The 24,971-nt window shown below is 37.3% G+C and carries 27 protein-coding genes; 15 read left to right on the plus strand and 12 right to left on the minus strand.

Features of this window, described 5'->3' with window-relative positions:
* Nucleotides 1–95 precede the first annotated feature (95 nt).
* A complete protein-coding gene (locus LUD75_RS17860) occupies nucleotides 96–689 on the plus strand; it encodes a tail fiber protein (RefSeq protein ID WP_232707167.1) in 594 nt (197 codons plus the stop codon).
* A 5-nt stretch (nucleotides 690–694) separates the two neighbouring features.
* Nucleotides 695–1,381 carry a T9SS type A sorting domain-containing protein gene (locus tag LUD75_RS17865; protein ID WP_232707168.1) on the plus strand — a complete coding sequence of 229 codons (687 nt, stop codon included), beginning with the start codon at nucleotides 695–697 and terminating at the stop codon, nucleotides 1,379–1,381.
* Nucleotides 1,382–1,430: 49 nt separating this feature from the next.
* On the opposite strand, the gene LUD75_RS17870 is transcribed toward LUD75_RS17865, so the two are convergent.
* A complete protein-coding gene (locus LUD75_RS17870) occupies nucleotides 1,431–1,670 on the minus strand; it encodes a hypothetical protein (RefSeq protein WP_232707169.1) in 240 nt (79 codons plus the stop codon).
* A gap of 353 nt (nucleotides 1,671–2,023) precedes the next feature.
* Here LUD75_RS17870 and LUD75_RS17875 point away from each other — a divergent pair, with 353 nt between their 5' ends.
* The gene (locus LUD75_RS17875) at nucleotides 2,024–2,926 is read left to right on the plus strand and encodes a T9SS type A sorting domain-containing protein (RefSeq protein WP_232707170.1); all 903 of its coding nucleotides are present in this window, start codon (nucleotides 2,024–2,026) and stop codon (nucleotides 2,924–2,926) included.
* Nucleotides 2,927–3,014: 88 nt separating this feature from the next.
* On the opposite strand, the gene guaB is transcribed toward LUD75_RS17875, so the two are convergent.
* Nucleotides 3,015–4,475 (minus strand): IMP dehydrogenase, encoded by a 1,461-nt coding sequence (guaB, locus tag LUD75_RS17880; protein ID WP_232707171.1) that lies wholly within the window; start codon nucleotides 4,473–4,475, stop codon nucleotides 3,015–3,017.
* A 146-nt stretch (nucleotides 4,476–4,621) separates the two neighbouring features.
* On the opposite strand from guaB, the gene LUD75_RS17885 reads away from it, so the two are divergent.
* Nucleotides 4,622–5,272 (plus strand): hypothetical protein, encoded by a 651-nt coding sequence (locus LUD75_RS17885; RefSeq protein WP_232707172.1) that lies wholly within the window; start codon nucleotides 4,622–4,624, stop codon nucleotides 5,270–5,272.
* Between the two features lie 146 nt (nucleotides 5,273–5,418).
* On the opposite strand, the gene LUD75_RS17890 is transcribed toward LUD75_RS17885, so the two are convergent.
* The 10 genes from LUD75_RS17890 to LUD75_RS17935 form a co-directional block, all read right to left on the minus strand.
* Complete coding sequence (locus tag LUD75_RS17890; protein WP_232707173.1) at nucleotides 5,419–7,029, minus strand: hypothetical protein; 1,611 nt, start codon at nucleotides 7,027–7,029, stop codon at nucleotides 5,419–5,421.
* Nucleotides 7,030–7,135: 106 nt separating this feature from the next.
* Nucleotides 7,136–7,930: an SDR family oxidoreductase gene (locus LUD75_RS17895; protein WP_232707174.1), complete on the minus strand. Its 795-nt coding sequence runs from the start codon at nucleotides 7,928–7,930 to the stop codon at nucleotides 7,136–7,138.
* A complete protein-coding gene (locus LUD75_RS17900) occupies nucleotides 7,931–8,602 on the minus strand; it encodes a hypothetical protein (protein ID WP_232707175.1) in 672 nt (223 codons plus the stop codon).
* An 11-nt stretch (nucleotides 8,603–8,613) separates the two neighbouring features.
* A complete protein-coding gene (locus LUD75_RS17905) occupies nucleotides 8,614–9,111 on the minus strand; it encodes a hypothetical protein (RefSeq protein WP_232707176.1) in 498 nt (165 codons plus the stop codon).
* A gap of 10 nt (nucleotides 9,112–9,121) precedes the next feature.
* Nucleotides 9,122–10,339, minus strand: coding sequence for a 3-phosphoshikimate 1-carboxyvinyltransferase (locus LUD75_RS17910; RefSeq protein WP_232707177.1), 1,218 nt, complete (start codon nucleotides 10,337–10,339; stop codon nucleotides 9,122–9,124).
* A gap of 6 nt (nucleotides 10,340–10,345) precedes the next feature.
* Nucleotides 10,346–11,008 carry a hypothetical protein gene (locus LUD75_RS17915; RefSeq protein ID WP_232707178.1) on the minus strand — a complete coding sequence of 221 codons (663 nt, stop codon included), beginning with the start codon at nucleotides 11,006–11,008 and terminating at the stop codon, nucleotides 10,346–10,348.
* A gap of 20 nt (nucleotides 11,009–11,028) precedes the next feature.
* Entirely contained in the window at nucleotides 11,029–11,355 is a 327-nt protein-coding gene (locus LUD75_RS17920; protein WP_034964122.1) for a nucleotide pyrophosphohydrolase, read from the minus strand.
* A complete protein-coding gene (locus LUD75_RS17925; protein WP_232707179.1) occupies nucleotides 11,355–12,740 on the minus strand; it encodes a hypothetical protein in 1,386 nt (461 codons plus the stop codon). Before LUD75_RS17925 ends, LUD75_RS17920 begins: the two co-directional genes overlap by 1 nt.
* A 178-nt stretch (nucleotides 12,741–12,918) precedes the next feature.
* Nucleotides 12,919–13,275: a transcriptional regulator gene (locus LUD75_RS17930; RefSeq protein WP_232707180.1), complete on the minus strand. Its 357-nt coding sequence runs from the start codon at nucleotides 13,273–13,275 to the stop codon at nucleotides 12,919–12,921.
* A gap of 12 nt (nucleotides 13,276–13,287) precedes the next feature.
* Complete coding sequence (locus tag LUD75_RS17935; RefSeq protein WP_232707181.1) at nucleotides 13,288–13,584, minus strand: type II toxin-antitoxin system HigB family toxin; 297 nt, start codon at nucleotides 13,582–13,584, stop codon at nucleotides 13,288–13,290.
* A gap of 361 nt (nucleotides 13,585–13,945) precedes the next feature.
* Here LUD75_RS17935 and LUD75_RS17940 point away from each other — a divergent pair, with 361 nt between their 5' ends.
* From LUD75_RS17940 to pcaF, 11 genes are all read left to right on the plus strand, one after another.
* Nucleotides 13,946–16,027 (plus strand): alpha-ketoacid dehydrogenase subunit alpha/beta, encoded by a 2,082-nt coding sequence (locus tag LUD75_RS17940; protein WP_232707182.1) that lies wholly within the window; start codon nucleotides 13,946–13,948, stop codon nucleotides 16,025–16,027.
* Nucleotides 16,028–16,098: 71 nt separating this feature from the next.
* Nucleotides 16,099–16,704: a TetR/AcrR family transcriptional regulator gene (locus tag LUD75_RS17945; RefSeq protein WP_232707183.1), complete on the plus strand. Its 606-nt coding sequence runs from the start codon at nucleotides 16,099–16,101 to the stop codon at nucleotides 16,702–16,704.
* A gap of 122 nt (nucleotides 16,705–16,826) precedes the next feature.
* Entirely contained in the window at nucleotides 16,827–17,909 is a 1,083-nt protein-coding gene (paaE, locus tag LUD75_RS17950) for a 1,2-phenylacetyl-CoA epoxidase subunit PaaE (RefSeq protein ID WP_232707184.1), read from the plus strand.
* A 29-nt stretch (nucleotides 17,910–17,938) separates the two neighbouring features.
* Nucleotides 17,939–18,400 (plus strand): hypothetical protein, encoded by a 462-nt coding sequence (locus tag LUD75_RS17955; protein WP_232707185.1) that lies wholly within the window; start codon nucleotides 17,939–17,941, stop codon nucleotides 18,398–18,400.
* 20 nt (nucleotides 18,401–18,420) lie between these two features.
* Complete coding sequence (gene paaA, locus LUD75_RS17960; protein ID WP_063970554.1) at nucleotides 18,421–19,380, plus strand: 1,2-phenylacetyl-CoA epoxidase subunit PaaA; 960 nt, start codon at nucleotides 18,421–18,423, stop codon at nucleotides 19,378–19,380.
* Between the two features lie 183 nt (nucleotides 19,381–19,563).
* Nucleotides 19,564–19,851 carry a 1,2-phenylacetyl-CoA epoxidase subunit PaaB gene (paaB, locus tag LUD75_RS17965; RefSeq protein ID WP_028123345.1) on the plus strand — a complete coding sequence of 96 codons (288 nt, stop codon included), beginning with the start codon at nucleotides 19,564–19,566 and terminating at the stop codon, nucleotides 19,849–19,851.
* Between the two features lie 220 nt (nucleotides 19,852–20,071).
* Nucleotides 20,072–20,827, plus strand: a complete 756-nt coding sequence (gene paaC, locus LUD75_RS17970) for a 1,2-phenylacetyl-CoA epoxidase subunit PaaC (protein ID WP_232707186.1) — start codon at nucleotides 20,072–20,074, stop codon at nucleotides 20,825–20,827.
* A 138-nt stretch (nucleotides 20,828–20,965) separates the two neighbouring features.
* Complete coding sequence (locus LUD75_RS17975) at nucleotides 20,966–21,733, plus strand: hypothetical protein (RefSeq protein ID WP_232707187.1); 768 nt, start codon at nucleotides 20,966–20,968, stop codon at nucleotides 21,731–21,733.
* A gap of 88 nt (nucleotides 21,734–21,821) precedes the next feature.
* Nucleotides 21,822–22,400 carry a 1,2-phenylacetyl-CoA epoxidase subunit PaaD gene (paaD, locus tag LUD75_RS17980; RefSeq protein ID WP_232707188.1) on the plus strand — a complete coding sequence of 193 codons (579 nt, stop codon included), beginning with the start codon at nucleotides 21,822–21,824 and terminating at the stop codon, nucleotides 22,398–22,400.
* Nucleotides 22,401–22,496: 96 nt separating this feature from the next.
* Nucleotides 22,497–23,654, plus strand: coding sequence for a 3-hydroxyacyl-CoA dehydrogenase NAD-binding domain-containing protein (locus LUD75_RS17985; protein WP_232707189.1), 1,158 nt, complete (start codon nucleotides 22,497–22,499; stop codon nucleotides 23,652–23,654).
* A 78-nt stretch (nucleotides 23,655–23,732) separates the two neighbouring features.
* Entirely contained in the window at nucleotides 23,733–24,938 is a 1,206-nt protein-coding gene (gene pcaF, locus LUD75_RS17990; RefSeq protein WP_232707190.1) for a 3-oxoadipyl-CoA thiolase, read from the plus strand.
* The last annotated feature ends 33 nt before the right edge of the window (nucleotides 24,939–24,971 follow it).

Here is a 24,971-nt window from a genome sequence, read left to right on the forward strand (position 1 = left end):
ACACTACCTTTCATTTAATTTGAAAGGGTCTTTGTTTATATTGGTTGATTTATTTCATAATATTAATTACATTTAGTAAAACAAAATCAGATATTATGAAAAACTTTACATTAGTCTTTATTATGCTTGTAAGCATTGCACTACCATCAACCGCAAAAGCGCAGGCAAGCGATCCTTTCTTAGGGCAGATCGCATTCGTTCCATACAATTTTGTGCCTAAAAACTGGGCACCTTGTAATGGACAATTGCTATCAATAGCACAAAATAGTGCTCTTTTTTCACTGCTTGGTACCCAATATGGTGGAAATGGACAAACTACTTTTGCGCTACCCGATATGCGGGGAAGAATGCTGGTACACGAAGGTCAAAGCCCGGCAGGTGGCACAAATTACACAATGGGACAAGTAGGTGGCGCAGAATCTGTTACGCTGCAGGTGACGCAAATGCCAGCACATTCTCACACTGTAAATGCAGTAAGTACGGACGGCAACCAAAATACACCCACCAATATGCTTCCAGCCGATACAAAAATCCTGGACAAAGAGTATTCTGACGCAGCAGCAAATACGACTATGAAATCTACGATGATAAATACTGCCGGAGGAAGCCAGCCGCACGAGAACAGACCTCCCTTTATCACATTGAAATGTATTATTTCTTTGCAAGGTGTTTTCCCATCACAAAATTGATAGATATGAAAATACTCTATCTAATGATTCTGGCAGTTGGAAGCTCAGCTTTTGCCCAGACAATTACATTTAAAAGTTGTTACTATCTGTTTGATGATCAGGTTTATACTTTTAATAAAACGGGAGTTGACGGTAATAATAAGAACATCTACATCACAACACCTGTTACAGGCGATCAGAATTGCGGCGGCTTGGGAACTTGCGAATTAAAAATCCAATGGAACAATGCTTTGACCAGATGGGAACTTCTTGCAGATGAAGGCAACGGAACTTTTGCGAATCCCTATTTGATTTATTATAATTCTACCGGAAATAATAATGTTTCAAATCCTCCAGCTAATAATTTTGGAACGTGGGTTGAAAATACTGCAGATACTAATGGTACGTGTGGTGGAAACTTAACTGCCGCAAATTCCACAATGACTGGCGATGTACATTCCAGTTTTCTGGCATCTTCTGATCTTGTCAAATCAAAAATTCAGATTTTTCCAAATCCCGTTTCTGATTTCATCAGTATTTCGGGTGTAGAAAATCCTGAAAGTATTGAAATTTACAATGTGGCCGGACAGTTGATTAAATCTGAAGAATTTAAATTAAGAACAAATATCTCTTCTCTAACGGCAGGCAATTATATATTAAAATTGAGAACAAAGAACTCAACGACACATGAGTTCAAATTCATAAAAAGATAAAAATTTTATCTAATTTAAAGAAGAAAAGCTTCCAAATCGGAAGCTTTATTTATTTTAATTCGCCCACCACAAAAGGTTCGGCGGCATCTTCGTTGTAATCTCGTACAAACCCAATCTCTTTTGATTTTGTAATTTCAGATTTAGATGTTCCGGAAAATCCATCCCCAAAATCGATACTGAAGTCGATGTAAGTTAATTTATTTCTTGTAAACTTCATCATATTGAAGACAAGAATAATGTTTTTTTCTTTAAGATTTTTCTGTAAACTCAGTAGATCTCTCTTTGTCATTTCCTTATTAAAAACAACGGCTATCACTTTCTTATTGGAAGTGAAAGAAAGCATACCAAATATAAGAAATGATAAAAATAGTAAGGAAAATATTCTGGATCTCTTCACGGCAAAAAACTAAGTTGCAAATTTAGAAAATCTCTAACAATAATTGCGCCTTTTATCTTTGTTTTTATTATTAATGACATTAAAATATTAAATAACTAATTATTTATCAAATTTAATTTTAAGTTATTGATAATCAATATTTTAATTTGCAGTGTAATACATTGTAAATGTTAAAAAATTAAATGAACGTTTGTTTTTAAAAAAAAATTAATAACTTCGTCAACCTAATTTTAAAATTTATTATTATGAAAGGAATTTTATCTTTTTCTTTAACAGCTGTAATGGCTTTTTCTGCTTATTCACAAAGTCTATGGACTGATACATTTGAAACGTACAATGTCGGTAATCTTGGAACTCAAGGCGGATGGGCTAGAGACGGTGGAGGTACAGCTAGCTGGACTCAAGTAGCAACTATTGATGCGGCACATGGGAAGTCGCTTAAATTGGCAAGTACTGCAGCTAACGAAGGTGTTTGGCACTACCATACAACTAATTGGGATTCTAAAAGTAGCGCAAATAATATTTTTGTCTTAGAATTTGATTATTACACTGGAACTGGTGGAGCTGGCGGAGCAGGTGTAGTACAGATCTATGATGTAGACGCAGGATTTGAATCACCATTTGAGATAGGTTGGAGCCAGGATGATGGTTATTTATATGTTGCTGATCAGGTTGACGGAGAAATATTAGTAGATGCAGTGACTACTAATACTTGGTACCATATCAAAGCTGCTTATGACACAACTACGGGAGAGATTAAAGTAAAAGTTGGGAATAACGAGATTGTAAGTTATTTTGGTACTCCAGGTTTGGCACCACAAGAATTGGATGTTTTGCTTGCAGGAATTACAACGGCAGGATTTGATAATATTACAACTACTGCAACGAATGTTGATCCATTCTTAGCTGTTTCTGACGTTGCTAAAAAATCAATAGTATCTGTTTTCCCAAATCCGGCAACTGATGTTATCAATGTAAAATCTGACAGCAAAATCGCTCAGGTTTCTATCTACGATGCTTCTGGTAAAGCTGTAAAAACAACGACTGAAACTACTATTAATGTAGAAAACCTTGCCAAAGGTACTTATGTAGTTAGCATCAAATATGCTGATGGAAGTACAGAAAGCAAAAAAGTTATTAAAGACTAATATCTTTATAAATAAAAATGAAAGGCTACAAAATTTGTAGCCTTTTTTTATGAATTGTACTTAAGATTTGTAAGCAAAATACTTGAGACTAAAAAGAATAATTCGGAGCTTCCTGTGTGATAATGACATCGTGCGGATGCGATTCTTTCAGGCCGCTTCCGGTAATCATTACCAATTTCGAATCTTTCTGCAATGCTTCAATATCTTTGGCGCCACAATAGCCCATTCCGGCACGTAAACCACCAGTCAGTTGGAAAATCACATCTTCCAGTTTTCCTTTGTGAGGTACTCGACCTTCAATGCCTTCTGGAACAAATTTCTTTGCCTCGCTTTGGAAATATCTTTCTTTTCCGCCACGTTTCATAGCAGACAAACTTCCCATTCCCTGGTAAGATTTGAATTTTCTGCCTTGGAAAATGATTTCTTCTCCCGGAGCTTCATCTGTTCCTGCAAGGAGAGAACCTAGCATTACTGCGCCAGCGCCACTTGCGATGGCTTTTACAATGTCTCCGGAAAGTTTGATTCCGCCATCAGCGATAACGGTAACGTTTTTCTTTTTAGCAAATTCGTAAACGTTGTAGATTGCAGAAAGTTGAGGAACGCCGACACCTGCAACAACTCTGGTTGTACAGATGGAACCTGGACCAACACCGACTTTAAGGACGTTTGCGCCAGCTTTTATTAAATCTTTAGCCGCTTCAGCAGTAACGATGTTTCCACCAACAATATCTAGGTCTGGGAATGTTTTTCTGATTTCAGAGATTTTATCCAAAACACCTTTCGAATGTCCGTGAGCTGAATCGATTGCGACGATGTCAACACCAGCTTTTACAAGGGCTGTGATTCTTTCAATCGTATCTTCGCCAACACCAACGCCGGCTCCAACGATAAGACGCCCGTTTTGGTCTTTGTTCGCATTTGGATATTCTAATTGATTGTCGATATCCTTAATCGTAATCAGTCCAACCAGTTTGTTTTTTTTGTCTACGATAGGAAGTTTCTCGATTCTGTTTTTTAGCAAAATTTCTTTCGCAGTTTCCAGATTCGTGGTTTTGTCAGAAGTGATGAGGTTGTTTTTTGTCATTATCTCTTCCACTTTCACTTCAAGGTTTTCTTGATATTTCACATCTCTGTTGGTAATAATTCCAATCAATGTATTGCTTTTATCAACTACGGGAAGTCCGGAAATTTTGTATTCGGCCATTAATGCTTTCGCTTCGGCTAATGTGTGGTCTTTGGAAAGTGTTACTGGGTCGGCAATCATTCCGTTTTCGGAACGCTTCACGCTGTTGACTTGTGCGGCCTGTTCCGCAATCGTCATATTTTTATGGATGAATCCAAGACCGCCAACTCGTGCGAGTGCAATGGCCAAATCTGCTTCTGTCACAGTATCCATTGCTGCGGAAACTATGGGAACATTGAGCGAAATTTTGTCTGTGAGTCTGGATTTGAGGGAAACCTGGTTAGGTAAAACTTCTGAATAAGAAGGGACTAATAGAACGTCATCGAAAGTGATGGCTGTCTCTACAATTTTGTTATGAATAGACATCTTTACTTTCTGTGCAAAATTAAGCTATTTTTATTGAATTTGAAAGCACCCTAATTTATTTGATAAATAATTAATATTACTTAAGCGATGTTCAAAAACAGAATATTTTATTACTTTGTGATTTAATTTTTTAATAAATCAAATAAATGAGGAATTTTAATAATAGAGAAAAAGAAATTTTAAAAAATTTGGTAAAATTTTCAGAAACTGGGTTGGAAAATTCAGGATCTTTTTTCAATAAGACAGTCTTTACGAATTTAAAAAAAAGAGCTTTAATTTTATTGCCCCCAGAAAAAAAAGCAATTTTTTATATCGATGCACATAGATTCAGTGATGAAAAATACTCTAGAAAAGAATTACACGAAATAATAGAAACTTTTCTTCTTTTAAATTTATTAATCAAAGAAAATTACATCTCATTTTTAGCTGTTAAAACTCCAACCAATGTATATCCTTACATTGAAAATGTAAAAAAAGTGATAGAAATAAATGAAAACAACAATTTGTTTCTAACTGACAAAATACATTTAAAACCCTCGAACGCAGAATATTTGTATTCTGATGATGATATAATTTATAAGGGTATTGAAATTTCTAGTATGATGGATTTTGATTTAATGTATATGATTCTTGATGGGGTTCTTTTTGTATCTGAAGATTTGCGATTTTACGTAAATAATGATTTTAAATCAAAGGAGGAGAGTAGAGAAATCTTTAATAAAAACTTATCTATTTTAAGTTTAATTTTGGCAATTATATTAGGTCTTTTCGGAATTTATAATCCATTTAAAAGCTGAGTTTTTAGAGAGTCTTTGAATACAATAGTACAAAAAAGTTTTGAACAACTTAATTGCTGAATATTTTTATTATAGAGATACCTGTTTGCTTGAATTTTATATCCCACTATTATAAAAAAAAAGTGAGATTAAGCTCCTAAAAAATTCTAAAACCGACTAAGAATTCCCCAATGGATTTTTATCTCATTGAATTTGAATGGATTACCAAATTGGTTTCCGTTAGAAATCTGGAAACTCATCAAACCGACGGGAAGAAAAAAGTTGAAACCGAGACCTAAACTATACAATTTCGGTGAGATTCCCAAGGCTTTGTTGGACATTTGGCCGTACTGCGCGAAGAGGTCGAAAAAGGCTTGGTCATTGACGAGATAGCGATATTCGGCGCCGGCAAATGCGTAGAAATCGCTGATGAGACTCTGCTCGTTGAAACCGCGCATCGAGTTCCAACCGCCAAACCTAAAAAGTTCATTTGTGGAAAGTTCGTTCTTGGCGCTGAGCAATGCGGACTCGGCTTTCACGTTGAGGTAGTGGTTTCCGGAGAGATTGAAGTTGTGTTCGGCGAAAAGGAAATATCGGATTTGGTCAAATTTTTCTTGCGTGTCGTCGTAGTTCGTCTTCAGGAAATCGGCTTCCACACGGATATTGCTTTTGTTGATGAACAGCGGAATGTCGCTTCCTTCCTGATATTGATACCACAGTCCAATCCCTTTTTTGCTGTAATCACGACCGCCTGTGTAGAGCGAATCCAAAATCGCCGATGACTCGAAAGTGCCTTTGAGACCGAGTTTTTGACGTGGCGAAAGGTGATAGTAAACTGCGGGCAAAAATTTCACATTCGCAAAAGTGGAGTCTTGGCGGAAAATATTGACGTTAACATTAAGACCGACATTGCTTCCAAACGTGTACGGAATGTCGGTTTGCATATCGAAAGTCTGGCCTTTGTCGGGATTTCTTTGCCAGTAAACGCCGATGCTTTCGAAGCTGTTGAACATATTTTTGAGCTGGACATTCAAGGTTCCGTTGACGGTGAATTTTTCGGTTTTGTCGTTTCCGAAGCCAATCATTCCGTCGAACGTGTTGGTTTTCTTCTTTTGTGTAAAGAGAAAAACCTGCGTGGAATCCTTTGTAAATAAAGTCTGAGGAGGTTTTTCCAAAGTCACGAACTGGTGATTTTGCAAAGCCTGATTCATCGAAACCAGATTTTTATCTTCGTAATTTTTGCCGACATATTCTTTGTTCAAAGCTTTAACGAATTGTTTCGGTAAACGCGTGTAGCCTTTGTAAACAATAGCGTCGATTTTCCTTTGAGATGATGTTACGACGGAGATTTTGACCGTCGGAATCCCATTTTCCATTTTCTGGAATTTGGTTTTCACACGGTTGAAGGCAAAACCTTTGTTCCGATATTTTTGATTGATGTTCTTCTTGAGTGAATCTAGGTTTTTGGTGTAGAGCTCGTTTTTGTGAAGCTTTAAATCTGAAACCAATGAATCTGAGAATTTGACATTGGCTTTGTTGAAATTTGGGCCTTTGTCGTAATAGATTTCGGTGCGGTTTTCTATTTTTTTGACGTCTTTCAGTTCTGTGAAAAAGTAGGAGTTCTCGGTTAAGGAATCCAAAAACTTGACTGCTTTCGCGGAGTCTGAAACGATTTTTTTGGTATTGGTTTCTTTGTCGATGAGCCAATACTCTTTTTTCTGCGCGTTGATTGAACCACAAAAGGCACAAAAGAGAAACAGGAATGTTATGTTTTTCAAAAGATTACAAAAGAAAGTGTCTTCGATTTTTATCTTTTTTTTTCTTGATATATCGAACTTTATAAACATTATACTTTTGTGACTTTTGTGGTTATATAACAGAAAATCAATCCATTTTATTGTATTTCTTCATCAGATTCTCGTACGTGCCTTGCGGGAGAATCCATTTGAGCGGAACGCCAATCTTTTGTCCGAATTTCCCGAAATAATAGTGCGCTTTCCACTTTGATTTTCCTAAAAGTCCATCAATGTAAACCGCAACATCCAAAGGTTCGGTGCCTTCGCCAACGTGTGAATTCATCAAAGCGTAAACTTTATCGAACACACTTTTATAAGGTTCGGAAACTTTTGTTCTGACTCGGTTTTCTGCAATATTCGTTTTGATATCGCCCAAATGAAGCGAGCAAACGTGGATATTCCAAGGGTAAACTTCGTAACGCATCGCTTCCGTCACTTTGTCCAAAGCAGATTTTGAAGCGGAATAGAAACCTCGGAAAGGCAATCCCATTTCGGAACCGATGCTGGAAACATTGATAATTTTCCCTGATTTCTGTTCACGCATTTTTGGTAAAACAGCGGTCATCATCTGGACAGAACCAATCAAATTAAGATTGAATAATTTCGTAATATCTTCTTTCGTAGAGTCTTCAACCGAGCCAACCATTCCCATTCCGGCGTTGTTGATGAGCACCTCGATTCTGGTTTCTGTTTTCAGGATTTCAGAAATGGCGTTGTCGATTTGGTCTTTGTCGGTAATGTCTGTCGGAATCGAAACGAAATAATCCGAACTCACAGATTTTCTGCTCAGTCCGTAAACTTTGTACCCTTTCTTCCCGAAATATTCTGCCAGCGCAAATCCAATTCCGGATGAGGTGCCTGTGATGATGATGGTTTTTGACATTTAGAAATTAAAAGATTTTTTTGAATTAGGAATTTTGATTTCGTTCTTTCCCATTTTGTACTCGTTCATTTTGATTAATTTGGGAAGTTTGTGCGTGAATTCTTTATAATAATTTTCTGGAATTTTTCTGTCCGAGCCATCATCACAATCCGAATATTCTTCGCTTACAATGACTTTCCCAGTTGAAAAATTGATTTCATCAGAATAATTAAATTCGCAAGTATCATCAAATTTTACCAAAGCACCAATCAGATAAAAATCACCATTCTGAAATCGATAGGTGTTTTTTGAAGTCACTGTATGTCGGGAATTTGAAAAATAAGATTGAAAAATTACCAAACAATTATTTTTGATGGTCAATTCCAATTCGTTGCCTTCGGGATAGAATCCTTCTTTGCTGTCAAATATCAAATTAGAATTCTCTTTCCATATTTTCAATTTGCCATTGACGTTTTTTAGAATATAAAACTTTCTTACAAGTCCAGGAGATTCTGAGTCAGGTGTTTTATCTGTATTGAAAACGATGACTGTTTCGTCTTTTCCATCTTTGTCCAAGTCGCCTTTTGTTTCCAAGATTTTCTCGTAACCTTTTGGGATTATGAAATCTTTCAATTCCTGAGAATATGAAAATGTGAAAAGAAATATGACTAAAAAAGAAAGTATTTTTTTCATTGAGTTACATTTTAAAAACTTAATCCGATATTTTCTTCTTTCTGAATCATTCCGGTGTCTTCCAAATTACAGATGCAACCTTTGATGGTTTTGTAATTTCCAATAATCCGAGTTGTTTTTTTAGTTTTATTAGTGACAATTATTCCAGCCGAATACTCTTCGCCTTCAGCGTGATAGGTTCTGAAAAGAATATATTCTACACCATCATTGAAGAATTGCAAATTATCTACTTCCATTCCTGCATTGGCGACACCGCCACCACGCCAGTAAGAATTATAATGAAATTGCTTCCAACTTTCCTTTGTTCTATTGGTTGGAAATTCCATCTCAATTTTACTTTTGGTTCCAAAACGATATTGAATATACGTATTGGATTTATCCTTTACCAAAGACATTTTCTTTCCATTCTTAGTTTCAAATGAATAGATAATTTCCTCATTTGGCAATAGATATTGTGACCAAATTGTAGTAGGAATCAGAAACAAAAAAAGAAGAATATGTTTTTTCATTAATGTAAAATTAACTCGTAGTAACTTTGTCAAAATCCTCCCAAAACTCAGGATAAGATTTCTCGACAACGTCTTCATTTTCGATATTCAATTCTTTGATTAAGGCAAACGGCGCAAAAGCCATCGCCATTCTGTGGTCGTTGTAAGTCGCAATGGAAATGTTTTCTTCAGGCTCGATGAATTCCGAAGATTCAATCTTCTCAACCGTAATGTGCGTTTTCGCACCGATTTTCAACAATTCATTTTGAAGCGCTACCAATCGGTCGGTTTCCTTTACCTTCAAAGTGTGAAGTCCAGTGATTTCAAATGGAATTTTCAAAGCTGTTGCCGTCACACAAAGCGTTTGCGCAATGTCTGGACAATCGTTCATATCCAACGTAATCAATTCCGGATATTCAAAAGCTGGCTCTGGTAAAAGTGAAATCGAGTTTTCTGCATAATCAGAAACCGTGTTGATTCCGAAATATTTCCAGTAAAGTTCTTTGATGACGCTGTCGCCTTGCAGAGAAAGCGTGTGGTAACTTTTCAAAGTGATATTCTTTCGTCCAATCGCAGCCAAAGAATAGAAATAAGAAGCTGAAGACCAATCGCTTTCCACTTCGTAACGTTCTGTTCTGTATTGATTGTTGTGCGTGACGATTTCGATTTTATTTTCTGCAAAATGAGATTTGATTCCGATTTCGTCCAGGATTTTCAAAGTCATTTCGAGGTAAGGTCGCGATGTGATTTCGCCGTCCAATTCCAAGGTCAATCCGTTTTCCAATTTTCCTCCGATTAATATTAATGAAGTCAAAAACTGGCTGGAAACGTTAGCTGAAATCTTAACTGTATTTTTTTCTAATTTCTTTCCGATGATTTGCAACGGCGGAAAACCTTCTTTTTCAAGATAAGTAATGTCTGCGCCAAGCGATTGAAGCGCGTCCACCAAAGGTTTAATTGGTCGGTTTTTCATTCGGTCGGAACCGGTCAGAATGGTTTTTCTACCTTCAAAAATCGAATAATAGGACGTGAGAAAACGCATCGCCGTTCCCGCGTGATGGATGTCCACAGTTTTGGAATCCGATTCCAATGCTTTTTTAAGCAAAGTTGTGTCCTGAGAGTTGGAAAGATTGAGCATATCAATGTTCCCGAAGAGTTTCCCTAAAATCAAAAGACGGTTCGAAATGCTTTTCGAACCGGTAATTTGGATTTTTTGATTATCGATTAATTCAGATTTTTTTAATATCATAGTTTGTTATTTCCAAAATTTCCACCATTTTTTTGATGAGGAAGATGTTTTGATTTCTTTATTTTCTGTACTGTAATTAAGAGAAAATTCTTTAATGTTAAAAAGTTTTTTAATTCTGTTTGCTTGCGGACTGTGACTTAATAATTCATCAAATAATGCGTAACAAATAACTTTTTGATTATCATTAAGCAATTTGTAATTCCTTTCAATAAGGTTTAATATTTTAAGTTGGTATTCAGCGTGCTGTTTTCCAATCATAACATAAATCACTAATGCTTGCTCTCTTTTGTATGTGTCAATGTTTTTATCAAAAATAATGTTTTCTATGTATTGAAAATTATTACTTTTAAATTTGCCACAAAATTCACGAATAATATCTTGAGTAAATAATTCACAATATTCTTTAGATGATTCGCCATAAAGTCTTTCGAAGATAAGTATATCAGTAATATCATTTAATGATTTACATTGAGATGATGCTTCTTGAATTTTATCAATTTCTTTAGCAAAAGCATTCCAATCTTTTTTTTGAAATGAGACAATAGATTGTTCTACATAAGAAATGCACACATCGTACAAAGGAAGATTAATTTCTTTTTTCTTCTCTTCATTTACTTCATCTACAAATTTTAAAAAATCTTGAAAAGTTATGTTAGTAGAATTTTCCATAAACTAAAATCTTGTGACTACTATTTTAATTTTTCATTATTCTGATGTCTATCCTTGTCTCTGTCGGTTTTTACCTTCATTTTTTTGTCGAAGGCGGATTGCAAATCTGTTCCGGTTTGATTGGCGAGACAAAGCGTTACGAATAGAACGTCCGCCAATTCTTCGCCAAGGTCTTTGGATTTGTCGGATTCCTTTTCAGATTGTTCGCCGTATCTTCTGGCGATGATTCTGGCCACTTCGCCCACTTCTTCCGTCAGCATTGCCATATTTGTTAATTCATTAAAATAACGAACACCAATGGTTTTTATCCATTCATCAACCTGATTTTGGAGTGTCGTGATTTCCATTATTCGTAAGCACCTATTGTTGGAGTTGTCGTACTTCTTGGATTTTCAACAATATCTTTTGGAATTCCAACAATTGGCTTTCCATTTCCTTTTGCTTTAGAACCTTCTTTTACTCTCAAATTCATTTTCTGAGTAAAATAATTTTGGAATTTCGGGTCTTCGTTTAGAATAATATTACTGCCGATTGGTTTGAATGCTGCATTTGCACTTTGTTTTATTAATGAATTGTTAAACGTAGCACTGAAAGCACCAGCATTTGTAACATCATTATATGTAATCATGTCAAGAGTATCGCCATATATAATGGAATTATTAACTGTAAGAGTTGTATTTCCATTAAAAATTTCAGCTCCATTTTGATAAAAATTACTTGCGTAGATTCCCGCAGCATTCATCGATGGATTGAGATTCCAATAGTTGGCAAGCGTAGAGTAGTTAAGCGTATAAGTTCCACCACCAGCTATGGCAAAATCGGCTTCACCACAGTTATTCATCACCAAATTGTTTGCAGTAATGTTTGCAGCAATCCCGTAGATTCCAGCATTCTGAAATGTATGGATGATGGTATTATTAATTGTCGCTGTATTTTCTTTCAATTGAAGTCCGACATTTCCTCCAAAAAGTCTGGCGTAATTCATTTTCAGTTCGGTGTCTTCCTCCATTTTGATTCCGTTCCAGTTCGCAGGAAGTGTGTCGTATTTCGTGTCGCTTCTGTCGCCTCGGAAAATGACTTCATCGCCCAAAGCTCCTTTAACATCAAGAATTGAATTCTTTGCGAAGTTCATTCCGCTGTTTTTTCGGAAATAAACTTTCGTGCCTTTTTCCATCGTCAAAGTTTTTCCTTCAGCAACGGTCAAATCTCCGAAAATCACTTTCACTTTATCTTTGGTCCAAGTTGTATTTTCAGAAATGATATTTGGATTTGAATCAGATTTGATAAAATATTCCGCATCCTGAACGACTGAAAATAGCGTTACTTTTTGCTCGCCAGCAGGTGTATTGAAAACCACTTTGTCTTCGGCAATCGCTTCTGGCGCATTGGCAATCGGCGCAATTTCTACGAAAACATAAATGCTGTCTTTTCTTCTCAGCGCCACATTTTCGAAACTTGTCCCGACTTTTCCGTCAACATTGATTCTGTAAAGCGAACCGCTTCCGCCTTCCAGCGCAATTCTTGGAATGAAAACATCCTTGTCTTCATTATTAAAAACTTTTACGGCGTAAGTTTCCGAACGCATCTGGTTATAAACCGTGTCGCAAAAAACGGTGTCGGTGGAGAATCTCAACAGTTGCGTTGGCGATTCAAACGAAATATCATCGCGATTACATCCTGCTAATAATAAAAGTGACCAAAATGCAATGCCAAGGAATATTTTAATTTTCATCTGTTCTTATTTAATTTTTTTTAGGTCAGATGGAACACCCATTTTGTTTCTGCATCAAAGAGATTTTGCAGGTAGGTGTTTCATTAATCTTGTTTAATCTTCAAAACTACAAAATTTAAATTTTTATTTTGTGATGAGGAAGATATTTAATTATTTATATGACATTATTTTAAAGTAATCAATATTCTCCTATAAGTAAGGAAGCTGAGAGATTTAATTTTGTGGTCAAACTTCGAATCATTCCAACAGTCAATTTTCGCTTTCTGCTCAATACCTCGGAGACCCTGCTTTTTCCCCCGATGGCTTCAATCAAATCCGTCTGTTTCAATTGCATTTCCTCCATTCTTATTTTGATGGCTTCGATTGGGTCGGGCGCAGTTATCGGATAGTGCTTTTTCTCGTATTCATCAATCAATAATCCCAGGATATCCGCTTCATCACTTTCTGGCGTACCAGATTTTGCATCAAAAATTACCTCCAATCTGGATAGTGCATTTTGATAATCTGTCTCGGTTTTTATAAGTTTTACGTTCATATTCTCAATTTTTTAAATCGTGTTTGCATCAATTTTATCATATTCCGTATGCGTTCTAATAAAGCGAATGAAAATCCATTGCTTTTCAAAATTAAATTTTGCAATCAGTCTATAGCTGTTTCCCTTAATATTAAAAATGATTCGATTATCTTTCAGGATGCTTGCATTGGCGTATGTTTGCTTCACGTCATTCGGCGTTGTCCAATTAGAATTTTTTGCAGTATCGTACCACGTTTTCAGATATTGTTCTGAGTCTGGGTGTATTTCCCAAAATTCTCTAAGTGTACTTTTTGCAAAAATTCGTTCCATTCAAATTCATTTACAATGCGAATATACAAAAAGTTCGCAAATGTAGAACTTTTAAGTTTTTCTATTTGGGCGCCTTCATCCGCCCTCCGTTCCCGCTATTTTTTGCCAGAAATTTTCCCACAGAGTTGAAACTTAGCATAAGCAAAAAATGAGCTCCACTCAGGTCGGGGCGCGCTTCGCAAAGTATGACCATTTGTAATTTTCAAGAAACGTTGTGGAAAGTTGAAACATTATCAATTTTCTCATCTCGTACTTAAAAACTAACTAACATTTGTTAGTTAAATAAAAATTCGTAAGTTTGTTTAAATCACATTCATAATTCAATATTAGAATTAATCAACTGAATGTCAAATGTTTAAATATGGAAATGACCAAAAGACATTTTTTAAACAAAGAAATTTCTCTGACTGATTTACTCAAATCAGCTTATCGTCTGATGTTTACGGCAAAAACGATGACGGATTTGTTCGAACAGGAAAAAAAAATCACTTCAAAGTACGTTCACGCCACTTCCCGCGGACACGAGGCGATTCAGCTGGCTTTGGGAATGCAGTTGTTGCCACAGGATTTCGTGAGTCCTTATTATAGAGACGATTCTATTTTACTCGGAATCGGAATCACACCCTACGAATTGATGCTTCAGCTTTTAGCAAAACGAGACGACCCATTTTCCGGCGGAAGAACGTATTATGCACATCCAAGTCTTAGACGCGACGATTTCCCGAAAATCATCCACCAAAGTTCTGGAACAGGAATGCAAGCCATCCCAACCACCGGAATTGCAATGGGAATGAAGTACAAAGAAGAAACCGGAATCGCCGAAAATCTTGATGACAAACCAATCGCAGTCTGCTCACTCGGAGACGCAAGTTGTACTGAAGGCGAAGTTTCCGAAGCGTTTCAAATGGCAGCGTTGAAACAATTGCCAATTCTTTATTTGGTTCAGGACAACGAATGGGATATTTCTGCCAGCGCAGACGAAATCCGAGCGCAGGATATCACACAATATATGCAGGGTTTCAACGGCATCGAAACCAGAACCATCGACGGAACTGATTTTATCAAATCTTACGAAACCGTCAAAGAATGCATCAAAATTATTCGTGAAGAACGCCGTCCAATGCTGATTCACGCCAAAGTTCCTTTACTTAATCACCATACTTCCGGCGTTAGAAAAGAATGGTACCGAGATGATTTGGAAGAATGCGCGAAAAATGACCCATTAATCAAATTAAGAAATCAACTTTCAGAATTCAGCGTAGAAGATTCCGAAGTTGAAACCATAGAAAAAGAAATTGCAGAACTCGTAAGAACCGATTTTGAAAACGCTGTTTTAGCAGAAGACCCAAAACCGGAAGACGCTTACAAACACGATTTCGCACCAACGCCAATCACTGAAGAGAAAGGAGAACGTTCCCCAAACGGAAAAATCCCAACGGTAATGGTCGATTGTGCCCTTTTCGCCATCAGAGAATTGATGACCAAACATCCAGAAGCCTTATTATATGGACAAGATGTTGGCTTAAGGTTAGGCGGTGTTTTCCGTGAAGCGATTACTTTGGCAGCACAATTTGGAGAGAAACGCGTTTTCAACACCCCAATTCAGGAGGCGTTTATCGTTGGTTCAACGGTCGGAATGAGCGCGGTCGGACTGAAACCGATTGTCGAAGTTCAGTTCGCCGATTACATTTGGCCAGGCTTGAATCAGTTATTCACCGAAGTTTCCAGAAGTTATTATTTGTCTAATGGAAAATGGCCGGTGTCAATGATTCTTAGAGTTCCGATTGGCGCTTACGGAAGTGGTGGACCATATCATTCAAGTTCGGTTGAAAGTGTTTTGACGAATATCAAAGGCATCAAAATCGCTTATCCTTCAACTGGTGCAGATTTGAAAGGTTTGATGAAAGCCGCTTTCTACGACCCAAATCCGGTTGTAATGTTAGAGCATAAAGGTCTGTATTGGTCAAAAATCGAAGGCACAGAAAATGCAAAAACCATAGAGCCAGACGAAGATTATATTATCCCATTTGGAAAAGCGAGAGAAGTTTTGCTTTGCGAAAATCACCAGGACAAACCAACGTTGACCGTCATCACGTATGGAATGGGCGTTTATTGGGCTTCCAATGCAGCGAAAGAATTTGACAATCAAATCGAAATCATTGATTTAAGAACGCTCGCACCTTTAGATGAAAATCGAGTCTTCGAAAGTGTGAAGAAACACAACCGTTGCATCGTTTTGACGGAAGAACCTGTGAATAATAGTTTTGCTCAAAGTCTCGCTGCAAGAATCAGTGACAATTGTTTCAGACATCTGGACGCTCCGGTAAAAGTAGTTGGTGCTAAGGATTTACCTGCAATTCCTATCAATTCCGAATTGGAAAAGGAAATGTTGCCGAACACCCAGAAATTAATTAAAGAAATAAAACAATTACTAAAGTATTAGAATTTCATCAAAGTTACTCCCTTTAGGGCTGGGGAAATAACTTTGATGAAATTGCACTTTGCGTTAAAAATATGGAAACAGAAACAATTCCAAACAAAATAAAAATCAATAAAAAAGAATTGATTTTGTCCGAAGCCGCAATGCTTTTCAAAGAAAAAGGTTTCGGCGGAACCAGTATGCGCGACCTCGCCGAAAAAGTGGGAATGGAAGCGGCAAGTATGTACAACCACATCAAATCCAAAGACGAAATTCTGGAATTGATTTGCTTCAAAATTGCCAACCAATATATTTCCCAACTTCAGGAAATCGAAAACACAAACCAGACTTTTCAAGAAAAACTGAATGCAATTATCGGACTTCACGTTCAACTGATTATCGAAGATTCTGCCTCAGTTTCTGTAGCAAATAACGATTGGAAATATTTGTCTAATGACAAGAAAGAACAATACAAACAAACGAGAAAATCCTATGAAAAAAGCTTTGCCAACATCATAGAACAAGGAATGCAAAACGGCGAATTCAAAAAAATGAATGTTTCCGTCGCACTTTTCACGATGTTATCTTCATTAAGGTGGATAGAACTTTGGTACAAACCAAGCCGCGACATCACACCGCAGGAACTGGAAGATGATTTGAAAACATTATTAATGAAAGGAATGCTGAAAGAAGATAGATAATAGACTAATAGATAATAGATTATAAAAATGATTTTTGAGCTTTGCTAAGCGTAAGCGGCTTTGCGAACTTAAAACATAAAGTAAATCAAAAAAAAACTTTGCGCACTTTGCGTTTAAAAAAAATGTCAGTAAATTTTCATCATTTAAAGGTCAAAAAAGTCAAGAAAGAAACGCAGGATTGTGTTTCCGTAAGTTTTGATGTGCCTTCAGAATTAGCAGAACAATTCAAATTCACGCAAGGCCAATACCTGACTTTTCGGCAAATCAATGGCAACGAGGAACTTCGTCGGTCGTATTCAATCTGTGCAAGTCCGCACGAAAACGAATTGAAAGTCGCTGTGAAAAAAGTGCCAGAAGGTCTGTTCTCTTCTTTTATGAATGAAAATCTGAAAGAAGGCGACGTCTTGGAAGTAATGCCTCCAATGGGGAAATTCTACACAGAACTGAATCCCGAAAACATAAAAACGTATGTAGCTTTTGCAGCGGGAAGTGGAATCACACCAATTATTTCCATCATCAAATCAGTTTTGAAAAACGAGCCTGAAAGCCAGTTCATTCTGGTTTACGGAAACAAAAACAAGGCGACCATCATCTTCAAAGAAGAAATCGAAGCGTTGAAAAACCGTTTTATGGAACGCCTCAGTATTTATCACATTCTCAGCCGCGAGGTTGCCGACGCAGATTTGTTGAGTGGCAGAATCAATTCCGAGAAAGCAAAATCATTCCTCAACAATATCATTCCTGCAGAAAAAATCGATGAGGTTTTCCTTTGTGGACCAGAGGAGATGATTCTCGGCGTGAGAGACACTTTGGTCAATTCCGGCGTGGATGCCAAGAAGATTCACTTCGAATTGTTCTTCAGCGCAGCTTCTGCCGAAAAGAAAAAAGAACACGAATCCGCAATTAATAAATCGGATGACGTATTTAGCAAAGTCACCGTCAAGTTGGATGCAACCGCTCTGAAATTAGATTTGGCTTACCACGGTCCAACCATTCTGGACGCTGCCTTGCAAAACGGAGCCGACTTGCCTTACGCCTGCAAAGGCGGTGTTTGCGCCACTTGCAAATGCAAACTGGAAAAAGGCGAAGTCGTGATGGACATCAATTATTCTCTGGAACCGGACGAGATTGCCGCAGGATTTATCCTGTCTTGCCAAGCGCATCCGAGGTCGGAGGAAGTGGTTGTGAATTTTGATATAAAATAGGGTTTTAAATAATTATTGGTTAAGATATAATGAAAACAATTTTCACATTTTTTTTGATTTATATTTTTCAGTTTTCAAATTGTCAAAGATTAAATGATGATATTAAGTTTGAGAAGTTAAATGCAGACGATAGTATACGAATCAATGACATAGAAAAAGTATTATCAAAATCTAAAATTATTAACCAAGCAGAATGTAATGAATATTTAAAATATGGTTGCATAAAAGATTATATTATTATTTATATTTATAAAAATGAGCCAATATTTATTGATAAGAAAAGCTTTGATATCATACAGGAAATGCGTTCTGATGGAACTGAAAAAACCTTAAATTTTATCACAAAAACTAGAATTTATATAACTGATTGGAATAATCAGAAATTTATTGGAAAACAAATGATTAAAAGTCAAGAAGATATAAGGATTAACAATATACAAATTTTAGATAGAAAAGAAATTGAGGATATTATTAATTCGAATAATAAATAACTTCTGTTAAACAAAACATTATGGAAACAACAGAAATCAATTTAGAAGAACATTTTCAGAATAAAATAGACAGCGAAATCCGCATTGAACCAAAAGACTGGATGCCAGACGCGTACAGAAAGACTTTGATTCGTCAGATTTCTCAGCACGCCCATTCCGAGATTGTAGGAATGTTGCCAGAAGCCAACTGGATTACGCGCGCCCCAACTTTGAACCGAAAGAAAATCCTTTTGGCAAAAGTTCAGGATGAGGCTGGTCACGGTTTGTATCTCTATTGCGCCGCCGAAACTTTGGGCGTTACGAGGGACGAAACCATCAATGATTTACATTCCGGAAAAGCCAAATATTCCAGTATTTTCAATTATCCAACGTTGACTTGGGCAGATATGGGCGCAATCGGCTGGCTGGTTGACGGTGCTGCGATTTTGAATCAAGTACCACTTTGTCGCGCTTCTTACGGACCTTACGCCAGAGCGATGGTTCGGATTTGCAAGGAAGAGAGTTTCCACCAAAGACAAGGTTACGAGCTGATGATGAAACTCGCACAAGGTTCGCCAGAGCAGAAAGCAATGGCTCAGGATGCGTTTAACCGTTGGTGGTGGCCAACCTTGATGATGTTCGGACCCAAAGATGCCGAATCCGGAAACACGGAAATGTCAATGAAATGGCGTATCAAGCGCTTCACCAATGACGAGCTGAGACAGCGTTTCGTAGACGTTTCCATTCCTCAGGCAGAATATCTGGGCTTGACGATTCCAGACCCAGACTTGAAATTCAATGAAGAAACCGGACATTACGAATTCGGAGAAATCGATTGGGATGAGTTCTGGAAAGTGGTCAAAGGCAATGGCGCTTGCAATAAAGAACGTGTCGAAACACGCAAAAAAGCCTTCGACGACGGCGCTTGGGTAAGAGAAGCCGCAACCGCTTACCACGAAAAAAGAAAATTAAGAGAAGAACAAAACAGAAAAACAGTTTAATGTTTTCTAACGCAAAGGCGCAAGTGCTGTGACAAAGCAATGTTATAAGTCGCAAAAATTAATTTGAGGTTTATAGTTTGCGACTTAAAACAGAATCAAAGTAGAAAAATATTGCGCCTTTGCGATAAAATCAACAATAATAAGCCGGTAGATTGAAGTCTATCATCTCTAATCTGAAATATTATGCAAAATACAGAATGGCCACTTTGGGAGGTTTTCATCAGAAGCAGACAAGGCCTGGACCACAAGCACGTTGGCAGTCTCCACGCTGCGGATGCTGATATGGCAATCCAAAACGCCCGCGATGTTTACACCAGAAGGATGGAAGGCGTCAGCATTTGGGTTGTAGAATCCAAGCATATCCACGCTACAAACCCCGACGATTCCGAAGCCTTTTACGAACCTTCTGAAGACAAAGTTTACCGCCACCCGACGTTTTACCACGTTCCGGAGGAAGTGAAGAATATGTAATAGTAAGCTTTCTATAAAAAGCAGGCGTACTTTTAACCCAAAGCAAGCTTGCTTTGGGTTAAAACCTAGCTTGCTCTTGCCTCGTAGCAAGCTTGCTTTCTGAAAGCTTTTCAACAAAGGCTTTTCAAAGCATTATAATTTCACTCCCTTGGAGGGGCAGAATTTCAAAATATTTGAAATTCCGGGTGGTCACTAATGACAATAAAAATTGAAGCAAACAATGAATAATAATTATCTCAATTATCTCCTGCATCTCGCAGACACAAGCCTAATTCTCGGTCAGCGTCTTTGCGAATGGTGTGGAAAAGGTCCAGTCTTGGAACAGGATATTGCCTTGTCAAACATCGCTTTGGATTTGTTGGGAGAATCTTCCAACTATTATCAATGCGCCACAGAGATTCAGAATGAAGAAAAAACCGAAGACGATTTGGCCTTCCTAAGAAACGAGCGTGAGTTTAAGAATCTATTATTGGTAGAAAAAGAAAACGGCCATTTCGGAGACACGATTGCAAGACAGTTTTTCTTCGATGCCTATCATCATTTATTGTTGACAGAACTGAAGCATCATTCCGATTTGAAACTAGCTGCCATTGCCGAGAAGTCTTTGAAAGAAGTCACTTATCACTTAAAATGGAGCAGTGAATGGATGATTCGATTGGGTGACGGCACAGAAGAAAGCCACAGCAGAATCCAGAAATCAGTCAATGATTTGGTAGATTTTACCGACGAAATGTTCATTCCAACAAACTGGGAATCAGAATTAATTGAACAACAAAAAATCCCCGACATCAGAAACTTCCGAACAAAATGGGAAACCAAAGTTCTGGAAATCCTGAACGAAGCCACTTTGTTCATCGATTTCGAAAAATCAAGAAAACTGACAGGCGGAAAAGACGGCAAACACACCGAAAAAATGGGCTACATCTTGGCAGAAATGCAAATAATGCAACGTACTTATCCTAATATGGAATGGTAAATTATAACGCAAAGGCACGAGTAGCTAAACGTTTGCTTATAATCAGGAAAGTAACACAAATAATCCATAATTAAATATTATCGAGGTCTAAGTGCAGGCATTTAAAAAGAGCGAGTTAGAAAAAAACAAATTTTAAAAATGAAAAGCTTAATTCTATTATTAATTTTTCCTTTATTAATTTTTTCTTGCACTAAAAAAGTTGTGAGACCCAAATTAATAGGGGTAATCATTGATGCGAATGGAGTTCCTGTAGATAGTTGTAAAGTTGGAGAAACATTTACAGATAAAAATGGACGATTTGAATTATCAGAAATAACAGAGATGGGATTTGTTAGTCTATTTGGCAGAAATCCTATTTTTATAGCTGAAGAAATTACAAAGACTGATTACGAAAAAAGGCATTTAAGTGCTGAAAGTGGACGTGGTGGTGTCTCAGAAGGAAGTGTTTGGGATATGGACACTATCCGTTTAAGAAAAATTAATACTGATTTTTCAACAATAGAACTAAAAGACGTATGGCTTGCAGGAATAACTAAAAATTTGGACACTATTTTTTTAACCAAAAAAGGTCAAGATTATGATAAAGGAGAAATAGATTTTATTGCGAATAATTGCGATACGTATTCCAGAGGGTACTACTTTTTAGGAATAGATAATCTTCCTAAAAATGTTTTTGAAAGGCATATCGAATTGGATTTAACTACAAACATTTTAAAAGTCAAAAGAGTATTAATTTATGGAAATACTACCACAAGTGAAAAAACAAAATACGACACCATTTACACCCAAGGTAACTGGAAACAAGAATATAAAACAATATCTTTAAATACTAGTCTACCAGAAATAAATGGAATTTACAACGTAGTTGATTTTAATTATAAATCTATACAACTAGTCAAGAAATAGTTTTACATTAAGACAAATGTTATTGTGCTAAACCTCTCAGGTTTTCGAAACCTGTGAGATTTGAAAACGACCGACAATAAAATAAAAAATGACAATCACAGAAAACGACATATGGCAAATCTTGAAGGAAGTTCCCGACCCGGAAGTTCCTGTTCTAAATCTTTTGGATTTGGGAATCATCCGTGATGTCAAGCTCCGAAGGAGCGAAATGTTTGTAGAAAATAATGTGGTCATTGAAAAGAAAGCTCCAGAGGAGCGACACATTGGTTCTTCTAAACCCGAAGATTTTCAACAAGATGAAATCGAAGTGGTTGTGACACCCACTTACTCCGGTTGTCCCGCCACATCGATGATTAATATGTCGATTAAACTGAAACTGATTGAAAAAGGTTTCAACAACATCAAAATAACAAACCAATTGAGTCCCGCGTGGACAACCGATTGGATGACGGAAGAAGGAAAACAAAAACTGAAAGCTTACGGCATTGCGCCACCAGTCTATTCAAAAAATAGTGACGAACTATTCTCAAAAACAGATGAGGTCGAGTGTCCGCTTTGCAATTCAAAACACACGCATTTAGTAAGCCAGTTTGGTTCCACAGCGTGCAAAGCATTGTACCAATGCGATGATTGCAAAGAACCTTTTGATTATTTTAAATGCCATTAAAGTGGTTGATGGTTGTTAGTTGACAATTGTTGGAGTTAAATTAAAACGAAATAAAAAAGTCATTATACTTTTTACATCATACATTTTACAATAAAAATGAAAATAGGAATAGTCGGTAGTGGCGCAATGGGAAGCGGAATAGCACAGGTTTTAGCAACAGCTGGAAACGAGGTCTTGTTGTACGACAGCAATCCACTTGCCATAGAAAAAGCCGGACAAAATTTAGAAACTCAGTTTCAAAGATTGGCTGAGAAAGGCAAAATGACCTTCGAAGAAGCTGAGAATTATTTTGATAATATCCGATTGAGCGATAAGTTATCGGAATTAAAAGATTCGGAATTAATCATCGAAGCGATTGTTGAAGATTTGGAAATCAAGAAAGATTTGTTTCAAAAACTGGAAAGTCTGGTGTCCGAAGATTGTATTTTGGCGACCAATACGTCATCATTATCAATTGCATCCATAGCATCCGCTTGTCAGAAACCGGAACGTGTGATTGGAATTCACTTTTTCAATCCGGCGCCTTTGATGGCTTTGGTTGAGATTATTCCTGCGGTTCAGACAGATAAAGATGTAATTTCAAAAACGAAGAGCTTAGTCGAAAGGTGGAAAAAACTTCCAGTGATTGCAAAAGACACACCCGGTTTTATTGTAAACCGAGTCGCAAGACCATTTTACGGAGAAGCAATTCGGATTTTAGAGGAAGGCATTGCCGACTGTGCGACGATTGATTTTGCAATGACAAGTTTGGGCGGATTCAAAATGGGACCATTTCAACTGATGGATTTCATTGGTCACGACGTGAATTACCGAGTGACGGAAAGTGTATTCAAAGAATTTTTCTACGACCCGAAATTCAAACCGTCATTCACGCAAAAAAGATTATTTGAAGCCGGGTATTTCGGAAGAAAGTCTGGAAAAGGATTTTACGATTATGCTCAAGATTCGGAACAACCAAAACCAAGTGAGAATCCGGAATTATTAGAATTAATATTCAAAAGAATCTTGGTAATGCTGATGAACGAAGCTTCAGACGCTTATTTCTTAAACATAGCTTCAGCAGAAGACATCGACTTAGCAATGACAAAAGGCGTGAATTACCCAAAAGGTTTATTGAAATGGGCAGATGAATTTGATTTGGAAAATCTTCAGAACGAACTCGACGAACTTTATAATTTCTACCACGATGACCGATACAGATGCAGTCCAATTATCAGAAACTTAGTAAAACAGAATAGAACTTTTTATAACTAGTTGATGGTTGATGGTTTTCGGTTGATAGATTTGTTATTCGCTGAAAAACCAACAACTGACAACTAACAACTGACAACTATGAACCAAGTATATATAATAGACGGCATCCGAACGCCAATCGGAAAACTGAAAGGAAGTTTATCTTCCGTTCGTCCCGATGATATGGCGGCTTTTGTCATCAAAAAATTATTGGAAAGAAATCCGAACATCGACCAAAGTAAAATTTACGATGTCGTTTTAGGTTGCGCCAATCAAGCTGGAGAAGACAACCGAAATATCGCAAGAATGTCGGCGTTGCTTTCCGGTTTGGATTATCACATTCCCGGAGAAACGGTCAACAGACTTTGCGCGTCGGGTTTGTCGGCGGCGATTAATGCAGCGAGAGCAATTCAAGTTGGCGATGCCGATTTGATGATTTCGGGTGGTGTTGAGAATATGACGCGTGGACCATTGGTGATTTCAAAATCTGAAAATCCTTTCGGTGGCGATGCTAAAATCTACGATACGACTTTCGGCTGGCGATTCATCAATCCGAAAATGAAAGAAATGTATGGTGTGGATGCAATGGGTGAAACAGCAGAAAATCTGGCTGAACGTGACCAAATTTCCCGTGAAGACCAGGATTTGTTTGCCTTCAATTCTCAGCAGAAAGCGAAAGTTGCTCAGGAAAGCGGAAGATTATCTCAGGAAATTGTTGCAGTCAATATTCCTCAAAGAAAAGGCGAAGATTTGATTTTCGATAAAGATGAATTTCCTAAAAATGATACAACTTTGGAAGGTTTATCAAAATTGAGAACAGCGTTCAAAAAAGACGGAACAGTCACGGCAGGAAACGCCTCTGGTTTGAACGACGGTGCAGCAGTTAATTTATTGGCTTCGGAAAATGCGATTAAAGAATTTGGATTAACACCAAAAGTCAGAATAGTTTCCAGCGCGGTTGTCGGTGGTGAACCAAGATTGATGGGAATCGGTCCTGTAAAAGCCGCAGAATTGGCATTGCAAAAAGCAGGATTGACATTTAATGATATTGATATTATTGAATTGAATGAAGCATTCGCTGCACAAAGTTTAGCCTGCATTAGAGCCTGGGGATTGGATGACAACGATTCCAGAATCAATCCAAATGGTGGTGCCATTGCACTCGGGCATCCACTTGGAATGAGTGGTGCAAGAATCCTGAATTCCGCGATGTATGAACTTCAAAACCAAAATAAAAAATATGCGCTCGCAACAATGTGTGTTGGTTTGGGACAAGGTTTTGCGGTGATTATTGAGAAAGTTTAGTGAATTGTAAAATGTATTAATGTAGAAAGTATT

This window comes from Epilithonimonas sp. JDS (assembly GCF_021261315.1).
Taxonomy (GTDB): Bacteria; Bacteroidota; Bacteroidia; order Flavobacteriales; family Weeksellaceae; genus Epilithonimonas.

What these genes read in the sequence shown, in the direction of transcription:
- LUD75_RS17860 (WP_232707167.1), top strand. Translation starts at nt 96, where the DNA reads ATGAAAAACTTTACATTAGTCTTTATTATGCTTGTAAGCATTGCACTA.
- LUD75_RS17865 (WP_232707168.1), top strand. Translation starts at nt 695, where the DNA reads ATGAAAATACTCTATCTAATGATTCTGGCAGTTGGAAGCTCAGCTTTT.
- LUD75_RS17870 (WP_232707169.1), bottom strand. Translation starts at nt 1,670, where the DNA reads ATGACAAAGAGAGATCTACTGAGTTTACAGAAAAATCTTAAAGAAAAA.
- LUD75_RS17875 (WP_232707170.1), top strand. Translation starts at nt 2,024, where the DNA reads ATGAAAGGAATTTTATCTTTTTCTTTAACAGCTGTAATGGCTTTTTCT.
- guaB (WP_232707171.1), bottom strand. Translation starts at nt 4,475, where the DNA reads ATGTCTATTCATAACAAAATTGTAGAGACAGCCATCACTTTCGATGAC.
- LUD75_RS17885 (WP_232707172.1), top strand. Translation starts at nt 4,622, where the DNA reads ATGAGGAATTTTAATAATAGAGAAAAAGAAATTTTAAAAAATTTGGTA.
- LUD75_RS17895 (WP_232707174.1), bottom strand. Translation starts at nt 7,930, where the DNA reads ATGTCAAAAACCATCATCATCACAGGCACCTCATCCGGAATTGGATTT.
- LUD75_RS17900 (WP_232707175.1), bottom strand. Translation starts at nt 8,602, where the DNA reads ATGAAAAAAATACTTTCTTTTTTAGTCATATTTCTTTTCACATTTTCA.
- LUD75_RS17905 (WP_232707176.1), bottom strand. Translation starts at nt 9,111, where the DNA reads ATGAAAAAACATATTCTTCTTTTTTTGTTTCTGATTCCTACTACAATT.
- LUD75_RS17910 (WP_232707177.1), bottom strand. Translation starts at nt 10,339, where the DNA reads ATGATATTAAAAAAATCTGAATTAATCGATAATCAAAAAATCCAAATT.
- LUD75_RS17915 (WP_232707178.1), bottom strand. Translation starts at nt 11,008, where the DNA reads ATGGAAAATTCTACTAACATAACTTTTCAAGATTTTTTAAAATTTGTA.
- LUD75_RS17920 (WP_034964122.1), bottom strand. Translation starts at nt 11,355, where the DNA reads ATGGAAATCACGACACTCCAAAATCAGGTTGATGAATGGATAAAAACC.
- LUD75_RS17925 (WP_232707179.1), bottom strand. Translation starts at nt 12,740, where the DNA reads ATGAAAATTAAAATATTCCTTGGCATTGCATTTTGGTCACTTTTATTA.
- LUD75_RS17930 (WP_232707180.1), bottom strand. Translation starts at nt 13,275, where the DNA reads ATGAACGTAAAACTTATAAAAACCGAGACAGATTATCAAAATGCACTA.
- LUD75_RS17935 (WP_232707181.1), bottom strand. Translation starts at nt 13,584, where the DNA reads ATGGAACGAATTTTTGCAAAAAGTACACTTAGAGAATTTTGGGAAATA.
- LUD75_RS17940 (WP_232707182.1), top strand. Translation starts at nt 13,946, where the DNA reads ATGGAAATGACCAAAAGACATTTTTTAAACAAAGAAATTTCTCTGACT.
- LUD75_RS17945 (WP_232707183.1), top strand. Translation starts at nt 16,099, where the DNA reads ATGGAAACAGAAACAATTCCAAACAAAATAAAAATCAATAAAAAAGAA.
- paaE (WP_232707184.1), top strand. Translation starts at nt 16,827, where the DNA reads ATGTCAGTAAATTTTCATCATTTAAAGGTCAAAAAAGTCAAGAAAGAA.
- LUD75_RS17955 (WP_232707185.1), top strand. Translation starts at nt 17,939, where the DNA reads ATGAAAACAATTTTCACATTTTTTTTGATTTATATTTTTCAGTTTTCA.
- paaA (WP_063970554.1), top strand. Translation starts at nt 18,421, where the DNA reads ATGGAAACAACAGAAATCAATTTAGAAGAACATTTTCAGAATAAAATA.
- paaB (WP_028123345.1), top strand. Translation starts at nt 19,564, where the DNA reads ATGCAAAATACAGAATGGCCACTTTGGGAGGTTTTCATCAGAAGCAGA.
- paaC (WP_232707186.1), top strand. Translation starts at nt 20,072, where the DNA reads ATGAATAATAATTATCTCAATTATCTCCTGCATCTCGCAGACACAAGC.
- LUD75_RS17975 (WP_232707187.1), top strand. Translation starts at nt 20,966, where the DNA reads ATGAAAAGCTTAATTCTATTATTAATTTTTCCTTTATTAATTTTTTCT.
- paaD (WP_232707188.1), top strand. Translation starts at nt 21,822, where the DNA reads ATGACAATCACAGAAAACGACATATGGCAAATCTTGAAGGAAGTTCCC.
- LUD75_RS17985 (WP_232707189.1), top strand. Translation starts at nt 22,497, where the DNA reads ATGAAAATAGGAATAGTCGGTAGTGGCGCAATGGGAAGCGGAATAGCA.
- pcaF (WP_232707190.1), top strand. Translation starts at nt 23,733, where the DNA reads ATGAACCAAGTATATATAATAGACGGCATCCGAACGCCAATCGGAAAA.